At 60.4% G+C, this 17,061-nt stretch carries 18 protein-coding genes; 1 reads left to right on the top strand and 17 read right to left on the bottom strand.

The window, feature by feature from the left end:
• Positions 1–43: 43 nt before the first annotated feature.
• The 11 genes from Q0263_RS15725 to Q0263_RS15675 form a co-directional block, all read right to left on the bottom strand.
• Entirely contained in the window at positions 44–2,047 is a 2,004-nt protein-coding gene (locus Q0263_RS15725) for a relaxase/mobilization nuclease and DUF3363 domain-containing protein (RefSeq protein WP_298018204.1), read from the bottom strand.
• A 484-nt stretch (positions 2,048–2,531) separates the two neighbouring features.
• Complete coding sequence (locus Q0263_RS15720) at positions 2,532–3,119, bottom strand: S26 family signal peptidase (RefSeq protein WP_298018201.1); 588 nt, start codon at positions 3,117–3,119, stop codon at positions 2,532–2,534.
• Positions 3,116–3,661, bottom strand: coding sequence for a DUF2840 domain-containing protein (locus Q0263_RS15715; protein ID WP_298018198.1), 546 nt, complete (start codon positions 3,659–3,661; stop codon positions 3,116–3,118). The genes Q0263_RS15720 and Q0263_RS15715 overlap by 4 nt, the downstream gene beginning before the upstream one ends.
• Positions 3,658–3,927, bottom strand: coding sequence for a chromosome partitioning protein ParB (locus Q0263_RS15710; RefSeq protein ID WP_298018195.1), 270 nt, complete (start codon positions 3,925–3,927; stop codon positions 3,658–3,660). The genes Q0263_RS15715 and Q0263_RS15710 overlap by 4 nt, the downstream gene beginning before the upstream one ends.
• Complete coding sequence (gene parA / locus Q0263_RS15705; protein ID WP_298018193.1) at positions 3,924–4,562, bottom strand: ParA family partition ATPase; 639 nt, start codon at positions 4,560–4,562, stop codon at positions 3,924–3,926. The genes Q0263_RS15710 and parA overlap by 4 nt, the downstream gene beginning before the upstream one ends.
• A gap of 313 nt (positions 4,563–4,875) precedes the next feature.
• Complete coding sequence (locus Q0263_RS15700) at positions 4,876–5,736, bottom strand: replication initiator protein A (protein WP_298019164.1); 861 nt, start codon at positions 5,734–5,736, stop codon at positions 4,876–4,878.
• Between the two features lie 26 nt (positions 5,737–5,762).
• Positions 5,763–6,047, bottom strand: coding sequence for a helix-turn-helix domain-containing protein (locus Q0263_RS15695; RefSeq protein ID WP_298018190.1), 285 nt, complete (start codon positions 6,045–6,047; stop codon positions 5,763–5,765).
• Positions 6,048–6,321: 274 nt separating this feature from the next.
• On the bottom strand, positions 6,322–7,632 hold the full coding sequence (locus Q0263_RS15690) for an MFS transporter (protein ID WP_298018187.1): 1,311 nt from the start codon (positions 7,630–7,632) through the stop codon (positions 6,322–6,324).
• 9 nt (positions 7,633–7,641) lie between these two features.
• The gene (locus tag Q0263_RS15685; RefSeq protein ID WP_298018184.1) at positions 7,642–7,899 is read right to left on the bottom strand and encodes a metal-sensing transcriptional repressor; all 258 of its coding nucleotides are present in this window, start codon (positions 7,897–7,899) and stop codon (positions 7,642–7,644) included.
• 79 nt (positions 7,900–7,978) lie between these two features.
• On the bottom strand, positions 7,979–8,752 hold the full coding sequence (locus Q0263_RS15680) for a DUF2285 domain-containing protein (protein ID WP_298018181.1): 774 nt from the start codon (positions 8,750–8,752) through the stop codon (positions 7,979–7,981).
• A 359-nt stretch (positions 8,753–9,111) separates the two neighbouring features.
• On the bottom strand, positions 9,112–9,462 hold the full coding sequence (locus Q0263_RS15675; protein ID WP_366140722.1) for a DUF2958 domain-containing protein: 351 nt from the start codon (positions 9,460–9,462) through the stop codon (positions 9,112–9,114).
• Positions 9,463–9,725: 263 nt separating this feature from the next.
• Between Q0263_RS15675 and Q0263_RS15670 the strand changes: the two genes are divergently transcribed.
• The gene (locus Q0263_RS15670; RefSeq protein ID WP_298018176.1) at positions 9,726–10,016 is read left to right on the top strand and encodes a helix-turn-helix transcriptional regulator; all 291 of its coding nucleotides are present in this window, start codon (positions 9,726–9,728) and stop codon (positions 10,014–10,016) included.
• Positions 10,017–10,091: 75 nt separating this feature from the next.
• Here the strand turns inward: Q0263_RS15670 and Q0263_RS15665 are convergent, their stop codons facing one another.
• From Q0263_RS15665 to Q0263_RS15640, 6 genes are all read right to left on the bottom strand, one after another.
• Positions 10,092–10,406, bottom strand: a complete 315-nt coding sequence (locus Q0263_RS15665) for a DUF736 domain-containing protein (RefSeq protein WP_298018172.1) — start codon at positions 10,404–10,406, stop codon at positions 10,092–10,094.
• A gap of 636 nt (positions 10,407–11,042) precedes the next feature.
• Complete coding sequence (locus Q0263_RS15660) at positions 11,043–11,558, bottom strand: JAB domain-containing protein (RefSeq protein WP_298019162.1); 516 nt, start codon at positions 11,556–11,558, stop codon at positions 11,043–11,045.
• Between the two features lie 568 nt (positions 11,559–12,126).
• Positions 12,127–13,113, bottom strand: coding sequence for a CDF family Co(II)/Ni(II) efflux transporter DmeF (dmeF, locus tag Q0263_RS15655; protein WP_298018169.1), 987 nt, complete (start codon positions 13,111–13,113; stop codon positions 12,127–12,129).
• Positions 13,114–13,153: 40 nt separating this feature from the next.
• On the bottom strand, positions 13,154–13,426 hold the full coding sequence (locus Q0263_RS15650) for a metal/formaldehyde-sensitive transcriptional repressor (protein ID WP_298018166.1): 273 nt from the start codon (positions 13,424–13,426) through the stop codon (positions 13,154–13,156).
• Positions 13,427–13,635: 209 nt separating this feature from the next.
• Complete coding sequence (locus Q0263_RS15645) at positions 13,636–15,666, bottom strand: ParB N-terminal domain-containing protein (RefSeq protein WP_298018163.1); 2,031 nt, start codon at positions 15,664–15,666, stop codon at positions 13,636–13,638.
• Positions 15,667–15,749: 83 nt separating this feature from the next.
• A complete protein-coding gene (locus tag Q0263_RS15640) occupies positions 15,750–16,574 on the bottom strand; it encodes a DUF932 domain-containing protein (RefSeq protein ID WP_298018160.1) in 825 nt (274 codons plus the stop codon).
• Between the last annotated feature and the right edge of the window lie 487 nt (positions 16,575–17,061).

Genomic DNA, 17,061 nt, shown 5'->3' with positions numbered 1-17,061 from the left:
GTATGCGGCGCTGGACGCGTTGGCTGAGTACATAAAACAGGCACTAGCTGATAGCTGGTCCTTTCTGCCGCCCCACCTCCCATGACACTACGCTGCCGCGAATCGTCGCCACAAGATGCTGCCCCAACCGCTTCTCGATCACAAATCTCCACGGCACCAAGCTAAATCCCTTACCGTCATCGAGCACCGCGTAGCGTCCGCTGGCGAGCATTACCGAGCTCCGGTAGGTGCCGACCACGCGCTGCCCATCGGCCACGGGTCGATGCTCCAGGCAGGTTTCGGCGGCAATATCTTTGGCGGCCTGCGCCAATTCCCGATTGCGCAGCGTACCCAGCAGGTTACGGGCAAGGATCATACGCTGCCCACGCCACTCGGCAAGCCCCTGCTCTTCGAGGAAGTCAACGCGTTTCTGCATGGCCTGTTTGGCCTCGCCACCAAAGCCCACATCACCCACCCCCTTGCCACCTCCAATCAATTGTTGATCCAGCCAGGTGGCCCCGACGACGCGGGCCTGCCGCTCAATCGGCAGATGCGATTTCAGTTCCACCGCCACGCCGCCCAGGCGCTGGGCATCGTACTGGCGACCACGTTCAGGCAAATCATCTGGCACTTTCCATAGTCCTTCGGCTACCCGTTCCACAATACCGGCGCGGCGCAGGGCTTCCAGTCGGCGAACATGAGCGGCAACAATCTCCTGTGGGTCACGGCCAGCCTTGGATCGGCCTTGCTCAATCGCTAGGTGATGATCGGCGCGGTACAGGCCGTCGCTGGCCAGTTCCACGATGTTGCGGTCAGCCGCTCGAATGTCGGCAGAACTCTTCACCTCCACCACCGCGCCGGTCGGATAGTCGGCCGGTTCGTCGCGGGTATTGAGCGCAACGTAATGGGCCTTGCCATCCACGCCGTCGATCACCAGATAGCCCCGGTCGCGCAGCTCATCATCCAGCCCCTTGGCCGCCACGCGCCCGACGATGGCGCGGCCACCTTCATCGTCATCTTGGCCCGGCTCGAATATAGCAAGTTCACGCGGCTGCCCGCTCATAGCCCGTTGCATGGTGCGAATAATGTCGCCACGCTCGCCCAAGGCGCGCAAGGTCTTCTCGGCGTCGGTGTGCATGGCCCAGGAGCCGGGCTGTATTTCGTCGGCCAGCCCTAGGCGCTGCAAGCGTTGCAGGCGACCGATCAGCAACAGACGCTGGCGTTGCAGTCTCGGTTCATTGAAGCGTTCGATCTGCACCCGGCCGTGCTCGCCGATCTCGCGTTGCAGGGTACGGTCCAGGCCCGTCCACCGTTCCTGTTCCACTTCGCGCTGCATGGTCTGCTGGATTTCCCGCTCGGTGCGCGGCCCCAGCCATTCGGTCGCCAGCTCAGAAGCGCGATGACGCAAGCCCTGGGCGATGTAGTCGCCCGCGATGATGAGGTCTTGGCCGGTATCGTCACGCCCGCGCACGATCAGGTGAGTGTGCGGATTATCGGTATTCCAGTGATCCACCGCCACCCAATCCACGCGCGTGCCCAGGTCGGCTTCCATGCGGTTCACCAGATGCCGGGTGTAGGTGCGCAGGTCATCCAGTTCAGCGCCGTCCTCTGGGGAAACGATAAAGCGGAAATGGTGCCGATCCTCGGCGCAGCGTTCCTTGAAGGCATCCAGATCGGCGACGTCCGTCTGTGGCCCATAGGCTTGGCCTGGCTCGCCATCGCGGCCCGCGCCGTCACGCTCGATGTAGCGCAGGTGCTTAGCAAGCGATTGCGGGCTGGCGTTACGTTGATTCACCAGCAGCGTCTTGATGGTCACCCGCCGCGAGAATGGCGTGAGATTCGCCCCTGCGAAACGCGCCGCCGTATGGCCGCGCCCCAGGCGTGCGCCGGGACGCTGACCGGCGCGTGCGTCACGGCCACCGGCTGCGGGGCGCATCGAGGACTTGCCGCCGCTGGCCTTGCCGGTCTGCTTGAGTACCTTGGAAATAAAACCTTGGCCGTGACCCTTACCCCAGTTTTTCGGGGCACTGGGACGCACCCGGAAATCATCATCGCGGCGGTCGCTCATGGCTGCGTTCCCTGTAAGTTCTGACTGCAGTTGTGGCGTAGCCGGTCGTGTGAAGCACGCGGCCAGCCCTGTCTTGGCGCGGGAATCGCGCCCTCAGCGGCACGACGGCAACGCCGTATCGTGCCGCGCCACCCCCATGTGCAGACTGGCTTTGCGGGCGGCTGGGTGCCGCACCCTTTTGTCTTGCCTTCCGCCTTTGCCTGTCGCTTTCGCTCCTGGCGGCGGCAGCCCGGCGGCGCAGCTGCGTTAGTAGCCAGCGCACCGGCGAACGTGCAGATGGACGCGCTGGGGGCCACAGGCCAGGCGTGTTCGAGACAAGGCACCTTCATGTGGGACGGCTGCGTCGGATGCGGCGCGACGTGTGGTGCCCGATGGTCAGAATTGACACCTACATGGCAGATGCGGCTACATGGCGGTAGCCATAAGGAAGGCACGCCCGATAGCACGATGCAATGCACGGCAACGCGCAACGAATCGGCGACCCTCATGGCTGTACCTCATGCCAGATCGGGTGCGCGATACCGACTACGGCAGTTGCGCTGACCGGGCCAAAGTAGCGGCTGTCGAACGAAGCCGGATTCGTGGCGCTCAACAAGAACAGTTCGCCCTTCATCAGTGGCCGGCAATGCGGCCAGGATGGCAGCGGCCGAACCAGCCGATCAGCAGGCAGTGCGGCGGCCACCAGTACGCCGTCGATACGCACCTGATCGCCGATGATGCAGACGTGTTGTGGCGCGACCGCGCCCACACGTTTAAGTAGCGGGATATGTGCTGGCAGGTAGCCGCGCTGCGCGGCCAGCGCGGCGGCGTCGGCAGACAATCGGGCCAGAACAATGCTGCCCACTTCCAGCCGATGGGGCAGCGAGCCGGACTGATATTGGAACGGTTTGACGCGATACCAGCCGACTGCCACGCTGTCGGATGGGTTGTAGATCAGGCGCGGTAGCGGCTGCATGAAAGCCGCCCAGGCCAGTGCCGTGACGCTGACGGTGGCGAAGCCCGCCAGCACGATGCGAGCGCGTCGGCGAGAGCACGGTTGCTGCGCCGGGCTGGCAGTAAAAACTCTGGTCATGGCAGCATCCTTCCGGCCAGCCAGGCGGTGTGCCGCTCGGCGGTGTATTCGGGCAACGGCAAACGGGCCGCCAGCCGATTGGCGAGCGTGCGCCAGTACGCGGGCGAGGCCGCAGCGGGAGCAATGCCCAGCGCCTCGATGGCATCAATGCGTTCCAGCACAGAACGGACTTGATGATGACCTTCAGCGTGAAGCAGCAGGTGTGCGCCCGGCTGTACGCCGGGGATGCGCTGCGCCGCATCCAGGGGTGTGCAAGCCTGTATCACCATGAGCTGCCAGCGCACCGTGCCGTAATCGTTGGCCTGCCAGCGGATGCGGCAGAGCACCGCACTCGGTAGAAACACCGCCCAGCGTCGCCAGCGGTCAAGCCGCAGCGTGTGTGCCGGTTCGCCAAATCGCAGGTAGAGATTGAGGTGCGGTTTGATCGTGGCCAGCGCCACACGCGTTAGCAGTGCGCTGTTGACATGAATGGCAAGCGTAGCGGATGGCGGCAGCGATGCCACTGTGGCCGCGCCAGCGGCAGGCGAAGCGGATGTATTCATGGCCGGTCCTCTTTGCGATGTTCTGGAAACTCTCGTTCCAACAGACCGCGCAGTAGGTCGGCCACAGTCACGCCTTGCGTGAAGGCCAACACCTTGATGCGCGCCCGCATGGCGGGTGTGATGTCCAGCGTCAGACGAGCGGTGTAGAGCTCGCCCTTGTTCAGCGCATCAGCGTCGCCCTGACGAACCCATGCCTCGGCGTGCGGATTCTCGGGCGGACGCGCACCAATACCGATGCGCTTGGGCCGTGTGAGTTTCGCGTTCATGTTGGCCACCGCAACAGTTCATCGACCAGCGCAGTGATTTCACGCGCCGCCGCACTGTCAGGCGCTGCTTCGCGTGCAAGCCGCCCAGCGGCCACACTGTCGGCAAAGACAATCCTTTGCCGAATTTCGGCGCACAGTGCCGGCAACGGTTGGTCGGCCAGCGCCTGGCGCGCTTCGCGTCCAATGACGGTGGTGCTGACCCGTCGATTGATAACAAAGGCGGCTTGCAAAGCCGGCCGGAATATCTGAGCCTCACGGATCAGCGCCACCATCTCAGCGCTGGCCCACAGGTCGTAGGGGCTAGGTTGCACGGGAATCAGCACACAATCGGCAGCCAACAGCGCGGAACGTGCCAAGGCAGCAATCCGGGGTGGCCCGTCGATTACGACGTGATCGGCCCGTCTGGCGAGTTCTGGCGCTTCCTGATGCAGTGTTTCTCTGGCCAAGCCCACGGCGCTGAACAGCCTTGGCAAACCTTGTTGGCTTCGGCGCTGCGTCCAGTCCAATGATGAACCCTGCGGATCGGCATCTAGCAGAACGACATGCTGACCGCGCAGCGCAAGTTCTCCCGCGATGTGGGTGGCAAGCGTGGTCTTGCCCACACCGCCTTTTTGGTTAATCAAGGCAACGATCATGGCGCGGCCCTCTCAGCTGGAAAGTCGGGCTGCTTCTGCCTTGCCGAACGGGCTTGGTTTTGAGGTGGATTTTGCCGTCGAGGTTGTGGTATTTTTTGCTTTTCGGCCGTTATCCACCGCAACAATGCCTCTTTACTATAAGTTAGAGTGTTAAGGTTAGTAATGTTAGGGAACGCGCAAACCCAGCAATGGCGCGGGTTTTCGGCCGTTTTTGTTGCCTGATAGCACGAGGATGTGTTGCCTGATAGCACGAGTGTTCTGTTGCCCGATAGCACGACACTATCCACAGGATACTCACAGCTTATCCACAGGCTTATCCCCGTGTCGTGGGCGGCACGGGCCGGAACGTGAGCACTTCCTTGTTGTCCTTTGGAATGCACACAATACCCAGTTCGTAACCTGGCAAGGATTGCTTGTTCACCAGGGCGCGCAAGTCGGCGGCAAAGTCGTAGAAACGCGCCACGCTGCCCGATTTGCGGTACAGGTGCCGAAAGTCGAACTGCCAGCCATATTCCTGTCTGCCGCCGTGCTTGCGCACCAGACGATATAACCAGCGTTCGATACCACCTGTCAGCCGAAAGTATGCCGGGTCGATGGTCAGCACTAGGGCGGCATCCATCACCCCGGCATAGAACCAGTCCGGCAGGATCAGTTCGATGCCCAGCGGCTTGCCGCTGGCATCGGCTAACTCCTTCCATTCGTTGATCCAGGAAAAGCGGTGCAGCCGCCGTCCCGTGGTTTCCCGAATGGATGTAGCCACCGTAGTCGATTGCAGACGGTCCAGCGCCGCCTTCAGGCGCTGATAGTCTCGCAAGCCCGTGCCGCGCCCGATAAAGCGCAGGATTTCGTAGGGACGCACCTGCATCAGCCGAGAGCTGCGAAGGCCTGCATCGCGGGCTTGCACGATCTGGCTGGCGGCCCAGATCAGGATGTCGGCATCCCAGATGGTGGCAATGCCATGTTCGGCTGTGCCCTCCACTCGAATGGTGATGTGGCCGCTGCGAAAGTCGATGGGCGCAACGCGCCGCGACTTCGCCAGCGAAAAGAAGGGATAGGCCATCAAGTCCTGGGCGTCGCGCGGCGCCATGTCGTCGCCCGGCAGTGCGCGAAACAATTCCAGTTGTTCGCGCTGCTGCGGTGGTCGCTGCCGCAATGGCGGCGAGGGGCGGGAAATGGTGATAGCCACCGGCGAGGCGACAGTCAGCGGCCATCACGGTAGTCACCCGCGTGACGCTCGGCGTATTCCGGGTCGGACGTGGCCTCATAGCTGCGCGCATCAGCCCAGGCATCAAGGTCTGCCACGGCATACATGACGCGCCGGCCGAACTTGCGAAACGTCGGCCCACCGCCGATCACGCGCTGCTTTTCCAGCGTGCGCGGTGACAGGCGGAGGTACTCGGCAGCTTCGTCGTTGGTCAGGTAACGTTGCGGCTGTGTTGGCGCAGCCATGGGTGCGGTGGCAGGCCTTAAGGGAGCGGGTCGCATGAGATGAACCTCCATCGTTCAGTAAAGTCCGCAGCATCAACGCTGCCGGATGGAGACAGTCTCAAGAAAGAAGGGCATTGTGCCCAGGGACGTTTTAAGAAGGACGCAGAACGTCCCTTCTCATCAGGTAGAGACTCTGCTTGTTGAGCTCGGCACATTAGTGCGCTGCTGCACGGCGCACCAGTGCTTGCGAGCACGTAACATAGGTAGGAAATCTGGAATACGGGGCGAGCGAGTAATCTAGCAGTGATTAACCATGCCCTTATAGAAGTGCCTATCCGTGCGGCCAGGACCGATGCAGATCATCCATGATCAGCAGATGGCGGTGTTCCCCCCGCGAGGTATGCTCAAGCAAGTGGGGGTGATCCGGCGGTAAATCGGGGTGTTCGTGTGCAATGTTCGATGAATCACTGGCCGGCCACAGATGTAACGCCAACACCACTCCAAGAAAACCGAGCAGGGACATGATAAGGAACGTTGATTGCAGCCCAAAGGCAGCGCCGAAGCGCCCCGCCAGTGGGTAACAGATCAACCAACAAGCATGAGAGAGTGCAAACTGCGCAGCGAAAACTGCAGGCCGATCCTCAGAATGAGCAGAACGACGCAAGAGCCTCCCAGAAGGTGTTTGCGCCACACTGTAGCCAAAACCTATCACGAGCCAGAGTGGCAATAGCAGTTCATAGGACGAAATCAAAGCGCCGATAGCGGTGCCAAGGACCAGAACCGCGGCCCCAGTAACCATGACCGGCCTGTCAGGGATCTTGCTGAGCAGACCAGGCAGAGTCAATGCAGCAATCATAGATCCAGCACCAAACGCCGCTAACGCCCATGCAACTTCAGTATCACCAAGAGCAAAGCGGGCTTTCACAATCACCACCGTATTCACGATTACCATCGCTCCTGCTGCCGCAACCGCAAGACTGATCGCCAGCAGACCTCTCAATCGTGGTGTCGCGAGGTAAATACGAATGCCCCGTGTCGTGCGATCCCAAATTCCTCTCTGCGGTCCAGGCGTAGTCACGGGGAGAGTGACGCTGACCACAAGTGAGGCCGAGATAAGAAAACCAACCACCGTCCCGGCAAACAGGCTATGGAAACTGATGATAGTCAACAGTGCTGCAGCCAACATTGGAGAAAGCAGATTTTCTAGGTCATAAGCCAGCCGGGATAGAGCTAGCGCTTTCGTATATTCCTCTTCGTCAGGCAGAATGTCCGGGATGGTCGCCTGAAAAGTCGGTGTAAATCCTGCTGAAGCCGCTTGCAATACAAAAATCAGCAAGTAAATCTGCCAAACTTCGGTCACGAAGGGTAGGCTGATCGCCACGGCCGCCCGAACCAAGTCAAGTGCAACAAGTAGCGATCGCCTCGGTAGCCGGTCGGCAAAGGCCTGCGCAATAGGCGCGATTCCGACATAAGCAAGCATTTTGATGGCAAGCGCGGTACCGAGAACCGCTCCTGCATCAGCCCCCGCCAACGCATAGGCGAGAAGGCCAAGAGCAACCGTCATTAGTCCTGTACCAATCAGCGCGATTATCTGCGCGGCAAACAAATGACGATAAATACGGTTTTTCAGAATAGCAATCATTCAACGCCTTCAGAGAAGCTTAGTAAGTGCTTTCATTTCGTCTAAGACGGAAACCTCATCATGATCTAAGCAATGATCAATGTGGTCATAGATCAAGACGCGTTTCGCCGCAGTTACCGCGCTTTCCACTGCGGTAAGTTGACGGGCGACATCGAGACAGGGTTGCTCCTCTTCAATCATGCCGATAACGCGCCGAAGGTGGCCCTCAGCGCGTTTTAACCGCCTGACGAGATCCGGGTGAGTTGAATGTTTGTATTGCTGTGTCATACGGATATTATATCCCCCCCGGGGGGATATGAACAAGAACCGCAAAAACTTTATGAATGGCATTGACCACGCGGCTCAACTATCCAGACAATGAACGCCGTATTAGGCTGTGATAGCCACCGCGCATCAGTGTGTCACCTCGGCGAACGAGGCGGCGCACGCGGGCGCGCAAAGCACCGTCGGCATGCCAATCGCGGGCAACCACCTTCGGGCCAAACAGCCCTTCGGCGATGTCGCGCAAGGATGCCCCCGCTAGAGTGGCATCGAGCGCCTGCAAGGTGTGCAACTCCTGTAAGGCTGACAAGGTGGGGCGTGGCCGCACCACCGCGATGGGAGCGGCACCGTTGGTCAGGGCCAGCTTGTTCAATTCGAACACGAGCGCCTGCGCGTGTGCGACGGAGTCTGTACCGGCGCGCACCGCATAGACGTAGGCCATGCCGTCTGCCAGGCCGGGCGCGACCGCAAGCCGCAGACTGCACCCCGGCCAGCGCACCCGCAGCATCAAACGCATGCCGTCGTGAATCAGATGCTTCTCACCAGGGATACGCCAGAGCGTAAACAACGCGGCACCTGGCATAGGGTCAGCATCAGGGTACAGCTGCACGCCATAGGGATCGGAAAGCCAGATGGGATGAGCGTCTCGTGTATCCAGAGCGGGGTCTTCCAGCAGACGTAAACCCCAGCGCTGCGCCGTGTGCTGCGCGGTATGTGACCGACGGGAACGGCGTAGCCAGTCCCGCCGATAATCGGGATGACGGCGCAGATATTCCCAGGCCAGCGCTGGGCCATCTAGGTGCAGGATGTAGAGATACGCGGCGGGCGGATACCAGTGCTCAGTGCTCGAATTGGCCATGACGCAAACTCCCTTTTGGGTCAGCGAGAGCGGCGTCATAGAAAAACAAACACAGCACAGTTGCAATGCATTAATATTTCGCGACCAATCGCACAAAGTGAAACTAAAAGCATCAATTCCGATTGCGTCTTAACCATTGCGCTGTTGATCTGAGTGCGTCGCCAACGCCGCTAAACAATCAGCTTGCAGCACTCATCACCCTGCCGCATTACGCGCAGAAGATCATGGCTCTTTAAGTCTGAGTCACTGCGCTTTTCTGCAAGACTCCTGATTTAGACCATACCGGTCTTGAATATGACTGAAATAGTTTCAATTCACCCGGGCTGGATGGACTACGTGCTTTCATCACAGTCGCTCGTTCAATCTGTGATCGAACCATTTTCTTTCGCCAGGCGCGTATATTCCGACAACGGGCGCACCGCCTGGAAATAGCGGTCGCGCATCACGGATAGCTTGCGCGGGCCGACAATGGACGCCAAGGCGGAAAGCCGTACCGTTCCCAGTTCTGGCATACCTATCCCCAGGTCAATCAGGCCATAGGCCGTATCGCCGTCTTGTGGGTCAAGGCAGGCCAGTAACCAGGTCGCATGGGCGTCCGGCGTGAAGATCCGCACGACAGGCGGGGGGTCGATGCTCTGACCTGCGGCGCGGGCCTGCCCGTGGGCGAGCAGTTGTGCGCGTTCTTCGTCGGTGATGAGTGGATGGTTCACGTTTACTCTGCCAAAGGGTAAAGCCGCCGATCTGTCTTTGTGCTTCCGTGCAAAGCCCCGAAAGCGGTTGGTCTCAAATTCGTAAAAGCGGACAATCGTAATGCCGTTTATGCGCAAGCCATGAAAAGCACGATTGTGATTCTCCGCTTTTAAGGGAATCCACACTTACGGATTTCATTAATTACACAAGAAAAGACGAAATCCCGATGAATGAGTTAAAGATAACGTGGTTTTAATTGTGCCGACAAACGACGCTTCTGTCTATGCAGAAGCGACCCGTACAGCGCGGCCGGCCACCCGGTGCCACCACCTTTGATGCCGAACTGGCCCAGGCCTTCGGCGCTGCGGTGCGTGCGCTGCGCACGGAACGCGGCATCGCCCAGGAAATGCTGGCGAACCTCGCGGGCATCGAACGCTCCCACCTGGGCAAGATCGAGCGCGGCGAGCACATGCCCACGCTGGCGATTATCTTCAAGATCGCCGAAGCGCTGGAATGCAGCACGGCAGTGCTCATGACCCAGACAGAAACCCAGCTTACCGAAGGTAAGGTCTAACCATAAGGCCTGTGGGGCTGTGCCGCCATAGGCCTTTGAGTGGATACGCCCCGCCAAAAAGCGGGGCGCGATGGCTTAAGCCGCTTGCGGCTTGCTGCGCGTCCACAGCAGGTCATGCGTGCCGTCCTCGCCTTCGATCAAACGGGCATAGACGGTGGCCGGGAACGAGGGGTCATCCAGCGTCACCGACAGGTATTCCCGCCCGGCCTCACTGGTTTTCTTCCACGCCGCGCCGATGTCATTGCCCGCGGCCTGCAGGCGGAAGTCGGGGGCTTTGCCGTTTTCGCCCTTGTCGTTGGCGACCAGCTTGACCTTGACGTTAAGCGTCAGGGTGCGCAAGGTGCCGGTGTAGCCGTTGGTATCTGCGGTGAAGGTGCCGATGGTAGCCATGGTGATACTCCTTTCAGGAATTCAAGGTCGCGCCAGTGCGTCCTTGTTGTGATCCGGTCGGCGGGGGTGGGCGGGCCGCACCGCGCCAGCGGCCGTAACAACGTGAAGGGCCGGGAAGCACACAGAATTTGTCCCGCGAGGAATGCGCGCAGCGCAGGGGAAATTGTTTGTGCTGGACGGTTGCGGCCCATCAGCCCAAGGCTTGCCGTCCCCCGCCAGGATTCACGACAAGACAAGGACGTACAGGCCGACCGTCCTGCAAGGAGAGATGGCGAACTCGGTTTCACCGTATATACGCTCGACCGGCAAGCGCCCTGATGCGGGCAAGAACCAGGCTGCCGAGGTTGGGCGCAAACCTCCCCGCCGCACGCTGCGGCGCTGTCTTTGAAAGCGCGGTGTGGAAGCTCCATAAACCAGGCCGGGCGGCGTGTCGGTGAACCGCCCCTCGTGATGTCCAGACAAACAACTGCCAGCATCGAGGACAGCACGCTTGCGTACAACCTGCGCCAGCAAGCCCAGGCGTAGCGTGACTCACATCGCCTTTGGCGGGGCGCTATATAAAAGAAGCCGCAAACACTTGACCCTGCTTATCTGACAACCGCACAGGGTGTAACGCCCTGTGCGGTTGTCGGTGCTTTACATCTGCCCCAGCTCTGCCAGTGAGGCCGTGCTAGCCGCCGTCACGATGACATGATCGAGCAACCGTACATCTATCAGCGCCAGCGCGTTTTTCAGATGTTTGGTCAGGTTCAGGTCAGCCATGCTTGGCTCGGTTGAACCCGACGGATGGTTATGCGCCATGATGAGCGCGGCCGCGTTCAAGCGTAGCGCCGTCTTGACGATCTCGCGAGGATAGACGCTGGCCTGGCTCAACGTCCCCGGCCCCTGCTCGATATAGCGAATCGGCTTGAAACGTGAGTCCAGATACAGGAAGGCGGCGCATTCGTGGCCCAGCCCAGCCAGTTTGGCCTGAAAAAACTGCTTCACCTTGGTCGGCTGATCAACAGCCGAGGATTGGGAAACCAGACTTTCCGCAGCGGTACGGCCCGCCGCCAGAATCTGCTCGTCGCTGGCCAGCTTGTAGCGGCCACTGGGACTGCGTACATACAGGGTGAATGCCTCGTCCATGTTGTCATAGCTCAGTGCGGCGATGGTGTTGTTCATGATGATCTCCGGTATTCAGGGCGGGATTGCCCGGAACCCGAAGGCATGGCGCAGCGCAGGTTTCAAGGGTCGAAGACGGCCAGCGGCCGCAAGCGGCGCCCACGGCGACGCGCTGCCCTTGAAAATAAGAACGCCATGACACAATGACCGGAAGCAAAACAGCCCCCACCGTGTCACTGGGTTTTGTGTTGGCACCCTCTGCGTGAAACGCAGCCAGACAGTAATCGTTGCGGATTGCGCAACGTGCAAGCGAAGCGCGCAGCGCCACCGGCGCGAAGGCGTGAGGGATTGACGCCGAATGGCCGTGACGGCAAGGCCGGCACGGGGCGCAGCCCGAAAGCCCGGCGGCGCGTGCGCCGACACGCACGGATTTATCCACAGATTCTGTGCGCAAGCCTGTGCATAAACGATGAAGACTTTATGACAGCCCTTGTCATTCCGTGCCTTGCGCCTGGATGGGCTGCTATTTGTCCATTGAGGTCAAAGCCGCCTGAAACTTGGTCGAACACGCAGCGATGCTTTTGCCGACACGTTCCAGTCTCGACCGCTCAAAGAGTTACGTGGAAAAATTTGCTACGCGCTGCACTTCGACCGTGACATGCGACAGCTCGTGGATCGGTGCCAGCAGCGCCTTGTAGTCCTCGGATTCCTGAGGTTTGCGGGCGATCAACGAGACGATGGCCGCAAAATGGCCGGGGCCAACCTGCCAGACATGCAGATCCGTTATCTGGTCGCCTGTTGGCTCCAGCACTTCCCGGATTTCCTGCTGCACTTGTCCACTTTCAGTTGTGGCGTCAAGCAACACACTGCCGGAGTCGCGAATCAGCCCCCATGACCAACGGACGATCACCAGCGCGCCGACAACTCCCATGGCCGGATCGGCCCATGTCCAACCGTAGCCGCTCCCCACGAGCAGCGCGGCAATAGCCAACACTGAAGTCAGCGCATCGGCCAGCACATGCAAGTAGGCAGCACGCAGGTTGTTGTCGTGGCCTTTGCCCGGCGTGTGATGGTCATCGTGACTATGATGATGAGCATGGCTGTGACCATGATGGTGGCCGTGGTGCTGATGTCCATGATGCGCGTGATCATCTTTCAGCAGCCAGGCGCACACCAGATTGACAACCAGCCCCACGACGGCCACCGCAATCGCCTGATTGAAATCGATATGAATCGGTTGGGTGAGCCGTATAAGGCTTTCCCAGCCAATCAGCAAAGCGATCAGGGCCAGCAGCACTGCACTGGCAAAACCAGCCAAATCACCCAGCTTGCCGGTGCCGAAGGAGAAACGCGGATTGCCCGCATGCCTGCGCGCGAAACGATAAGCCAGCACGGCAATCAACATGGCTCCGGCATGCGTGGACATATGCCAGCCATCAGCCACGAGCGCCATTGAGCCGTATAAGGTACCGGCAATGATCTCCACCAGCATCATGCCGGCCGTGAGGGCAATGACCAGCCACACCCTGCGTTCATTGCGCTGGTGGTCGCTACCGAGAAAAAAGTGATCGTGGCCCGGGGCCGGTATAGTATTCGTCGTCATCAGGATTCCTGTATATCGCAAGCGGCGTGCGGGCAAGGCGTCATTTCATGTAGGCCCGGATGACCGCAATCATTTCCTCGCCACCCTGGTGGCGTTCCTTGTCGGTTTCGGCCATCAGGACATGTTCGCGCAAGTGATCTTCCATCACCTCTGTCGTCAACCCGTTGACGGCACCGCGAACCGATGCGATCTGACGCAGCACTTCCGCACATGCCGCTTCCGAATCCAGGGCGCGTTCAATGCCTTCCAATTGCCCTTTGATTCGACGGACGCGGGCGATTAGCTTGTCTTTCTGGCGGGACGTATGGGACATGAAAATCAGCCATTCAATATAGTATAGGGGGTTATATTATAATGAATTGCGAATTAAGCAAGAACCCAGCGTTGGCGCACGGCTGTTTCAACGCCCGGATTTTTGACCACCGGCCCCAATGACGGAACGGAGTTGGGGCCGGTGGGATCTGAACCGATGAAGACAGCCAGCGCCCCGGCTGGAACCGCGGCGCTGGCCTATCGTCAAAGTTATGCGGCGACTACATCAGCGGGCTCAATGGCAGTGGGCGTTCCGCCATCCTCGGCGGTTGCGCCGTCTTCGTCTGTCGCCATGTCCTGCGGGCCTTCAACCCGGAAAATAGCGGGCATCCATCCCGACCCGGCCACCAGCCGTTCCGCTTCGCTGGCAATATCGGCTTTTTTCAGCTTCGCCAGCCGGGAAACCTCATCGGGCGCGAACTCGCCCACAGCATCCAGAATCACGGCCTTGGATACATGCTTGAAATAACGCTCGGCAGTCGGCTGCCACCATGCCGCCATGTCCAGCCCCACGGCCTGCGCCAGTGCCACACCCGGTTGCTGCGCCGTAGCGCGAGGCGTGACAACATCCACGCTTGCCGCCGCGCACACCGCCAGCAGCCGCACCAGTGCATCTTGTGGCGTTGCCAGCAAGACAGCGAACAATTCGGCGCTGTCCTGCGGCAAGTCCTCGCCCACCGCCTTTTGCAGTTTGGCCAGCGCCACGGCGGCGGGGGATTCGGGCCAGTCCGGGGCCAGGCTTTCCAGCCGGTTTTGCTCGGTCAGGCGTATTTCCAGCGGCAAACCATCACGATAGTAATACCCCTTTTGCAAGACCGCCTGCACCATGCCATGCACCACAGCGGCCAGGGCGGCTTGTGGATTCCGGGCCAGCTCGATTTGCAGCGCGGCGGTACGGTGGGCGCTCAAACGCTGCACCAGCCGGTCGGACAGGGAAGCGGCCTTGGGCTGCTCGTCGTCCTCGCCATCGCTGTTTGCATCATCCTCGCCACTGAAACCCTGCCGCAGCCGTTCCAAGGTGCGCAACGCCTTCGCTTCGGCTTCACGCATCAGGCCGCGATGCACGACGATTTCACCTTGTCGGTCCAGCGTCACAATGGCACCGGCAGCGGCTTTGACGTTCGGGGCATAGTCCAGCAAGCGATCTTCCAGCGCCTGCAATTGTTCACCCATGCTGTCGCCTTCTTCTTGCAAAGCATCGGCCTTTTCCTCGTCATCCTCGGCCAGTGCGGCATCAATGGCTTCCCCTATGGCCTGCATCTTGGTTTCCAGCTTGTCCATGCGATCACTTTCCCGCTTGGTCGGATTGCGCCGCTCACGCGGGGCGCGTTGGAAGGCTTGCAGATCGGCATAGGTGGCGGCGGGCGTGGCATCCACCCATACCCACCCCTCGGCCTTCACCGTGGCCGCGTGTTCGTCCAGCTTTTGGCGTACCAGCGTTTCCAACAGCGCCGCATCGGTGACATACACCCCGCGATCATCCTGCGCGAACAGATCACGGCGAATGCCGCCGCCTGCGGCTTCGTAGGCGTCCAGCCCCACAAAACGCACCAGTGCATGGCCTGCGTCAATCTCCCGCTCGGTCAGCCGATCGCGCAAAGCATGCGGCTGGCGTTGCCATTCGGGCGCTTCATAGAATGCGGCTTCCTGCGTCGCGTGGTCATCCGTGATGGCAAGCGCCATCAACTGTTCAAGGGTGACGGCATCGGCGCGATAATCGGCCAGCAGACGCCGCGATACATTCGCCAGCTTCAAACGGCGCTGTACCACCAGCGGGGTCACGCTGAAATCCGCTGCAATGTCTTCGATGGGTCGGCCTTCGGCCACCAGCGCAGCGAACGCTTCAAACTGGTCTGCCGGGTGCATAGCTTCACGCTGCACGTTTTCGGTCAGGCTGACGGTGCGGGCGCTGGCGTCGGCCACCAGCAGGCACGGTACGGCCCAATCCTTGCTGATACGGTGTTTTTTGGCCAGCAGCTTGAGCGCGTCGAGCCTGCGGCCACCGGCCACGACTTCGTAATGCTCGCCGTCGCGGGCCAGAATGACGGTGAGGTTTTGCAGCAGCCCCACGCGGGCGATGCTTTCGGCCAGGGCATCAACAGACTGCCTGACCTTGCGTACATTGCGCTTGGAAGCGCGAAGCTGCGACAGTGGCACGACAATCAGGTTTTGCGCCGGGGTGGCGACTTCCTGCGTAGCGGTGTCGATGGCTTGGGTTTCGGTTTGATGAATCGCGTTCATGGTGAAAACTCCTTGAGGTTTTGCAGTGCAGCCATGAAAGGCGCGGCAAGGATGGCTGCCTGTTCCCTGCCGCGTAAGGGGGATCAGGCTTTCAACTGACGCATACCCTCGGTCAGCAGCCACAGGGAACGATTCAGGCGAATATCAGAATCAATGCCTTGCACCGCCCGGGTGCTTTGGCGGCGACCGTTGGCGCTGCGGCCACGCAAACCGCCTTTAATCAGGTTTTCTTGCAAACGGTTGAAGGTCATCCACAGATCGGCGCGGCGGTCGTCATAGCGACGCGGCATCAGAATCTGGCTTTCGGTGATGGGCGCGGGCTTGGCCGGGTCGTCGTATTTCAGGGCCAGCGCGGCGCGGGCGAAGACTTCGGCTTCGCCGTCGTCCAAGGTAATGGCCTGCATGGCTTCGCGGGATGCCTGCACCCGCTCGAAACCGTCCAACACTTCATAAGCGCCTTCGATGACCTGCCCGGTAATGTCGCCCTTATGGGGGATGCGAACATCGGCCACGGTGTCGCCGCATACCAGGCCATTGCTGCACACGAAACGAAACGCCCCGGCCAGCATCTGATAACTGCTCGTGCCATCATGCGAGTTCAAAAGAATGATTTCATTGGCGATGCTGTCATTCACCTGATTGGCATGGCGTAGCCGAATCATGTGTTTGGTGTGTTCGCGCCGGTCTAGGTTGCGTACGCGGGTTTGCGTCACCATGAAGGGTTCAAAACCCTCTTTCCGTAGCTCCGTCAGCACCGCCGCCGTGGGGATGTAGCGATAGCGTTCTGAACGGCTTTCGTGTGGGGCATCGGCATAGATAGACGGAACCACGGCCCTGATCTGATCGTCCGATAGCGGGCGGTCGCTGCGAAGCACCGGGGAATGGGAACCGAAGCGGGATGCAAGCATGAGATTTCTCCTGACAAAGAAAGGGTTTGCTGTTCACCGCACACCGGATTCCAAGATTCGAGCCCAACGCTTTTGAGCTGTTGATGTGCGGTCGGCACGAAGAACCCGGTTGGCCTCGTTGCCACCGTCTTTCCTGAGTTCATCGCCCGCGACGGTCAGGAGCGCGAGGACGAGTGCCGTCAAGGAAACAAGCGACAGGTTGGTGCGGCCCGCAGGCGCAGCCGAGGACACGGCCTGGCGCGCCTTGACGGCACGCGGCCACGGGCTACAGTCGCGGATAAGGTGATGAAGTCAGGAAAGATGGTTGAGCAGGCAACGGCCTGGTCTTGGGCGTGCAGACTGCACGCAAGCGAAGCGCGCAGGCCCGAAGCTGGGAAGCCGGGCCGTAGGCGTCAGGGATGTGGAAGGCTGGCGAAAGCCAGTCCCGTCAGGGATGAGCGAGGAGCGAACTTGGAACAGCGCGGTGCGCGAAGCGCAGACGCCATTG

This window comes from uncultured Castellaniella sp., from assembly GCF_937988725.1.
GTDB lineage: Bacteria > Pseudomonadota > Gammaproteobacteria > Burkholderiales > Burkholderiaceae_B > Castellaniella.
The sequence above is the reverse complement of the archived record's forward strand: the minus strand, read 5'-3'. Positions and strand labels throughout refer to the sequence as shown.

Bases quoted from the DNA above. Each gene is read 5' to 3' on its own strand.
- Q0263_RS15725 (WP_298018204.1), bottom strand. From the start codon at position 2,047: ATGAGCGACCGCCGCGATGATGATTTCCGGGTGCGTCCCAGTGCCCCG.
- Q0263_RS15720 (WP_298018201.1), bottom strand. From the start codon at position 3,119: ATGACCAGAGTTTTTACTGCCAGCCCGGCGCAGCAACCGTGCTCTCGC.
- Q0263_RS15715 (WP_298018198.1), bottom strand. From the start codon at position 3,661: ATGAATACATCCGCTTCGCCTGCCGCTGGCGCGGCCACAGTGGCATCG.
- Q0263_RS15710 (WP_298018195.1), bottom strand. From the start codon at position 3,927: ATGAACGCGAAACTCACACGGCCCAAGCGCATCGGTATTGGTGCGCGT.
- parA (WP_298018193.1), bottom strand. From the start codon at position 4,562: ATGATCGTTGCCTTGATTAACCAAAAAGGCGGTGTGGGCAAGACCACG.
- Q0263_RS15695 (WP_298018190.1), bottom strand. From the start codon at position 6,047: ATGCGACCCGCTCCCTTAAGGCCTGCCACCGCACCCATGGCTGCGCCA.
- Q0263_RS15690 (WP_298018187.1), bottom strand. From the start codon at position 7,632: ATGATTGCTATTCTGAAAAACCGTATTTATCGTCATTTGTTTGCCGCG.
- Q0263_RS15685 (WP_298018184.1), bottom strand. From the start codon at position 7,899: ATGACACAGCAATACAAACATTCAACTCACCCGGATCTCGTCAGGCGG.
- Q0263_RS15680 (WP_298018181.1), bottom strand. From the start codon at position 8,752: ATGGCCAATTCGAGCACTGAGCACTGGTATCCGCCCGCCGCGTATCTC.
- Q0263_RS15670 (WP_298018176.1), top strand. From the start codon at position 9,726: ATGCAGAAGCGACCCGTACAGCGCGGCCGGCCACCCGGTGCCACCACC.
- Q0263_RS15665 (WP_298018172.1), bottom strand. From the start codon at position 10,406: ATGGCTACCATCGGCACCTTCACCGCAGATACCAACGGCTACACCGGC.
- dmeF (WP_298018169.1), bottom strand. From the start codon at position 13,113: ATGACGACGAATACTATACCGGCCCCGGGCCACGATCACTTTTTTCTC.
- Q0263_RS15650 (WP_298018166.1), bottom strand. From the start codon at position 13,426: ATGTCCCATACGTCCCGCCAGAAAGACAAGCTAATCGCCCGCGTCCGT.
- Q0263_RS15645 (WP_298018163.1), bottom strand. From the start codon at position 15,666: ATGAACGCGATTCATCAAACCGAAACCCAAGCCATCGACACCGCTACG.
- Q0263_RS15640 (WP_298018160.1), bottom strand. From the start codon at position 16,574: ATGCTTGCATCCCGCTTCGGTTCCCATTCCCCGGTGCTTCGCAGCGAC.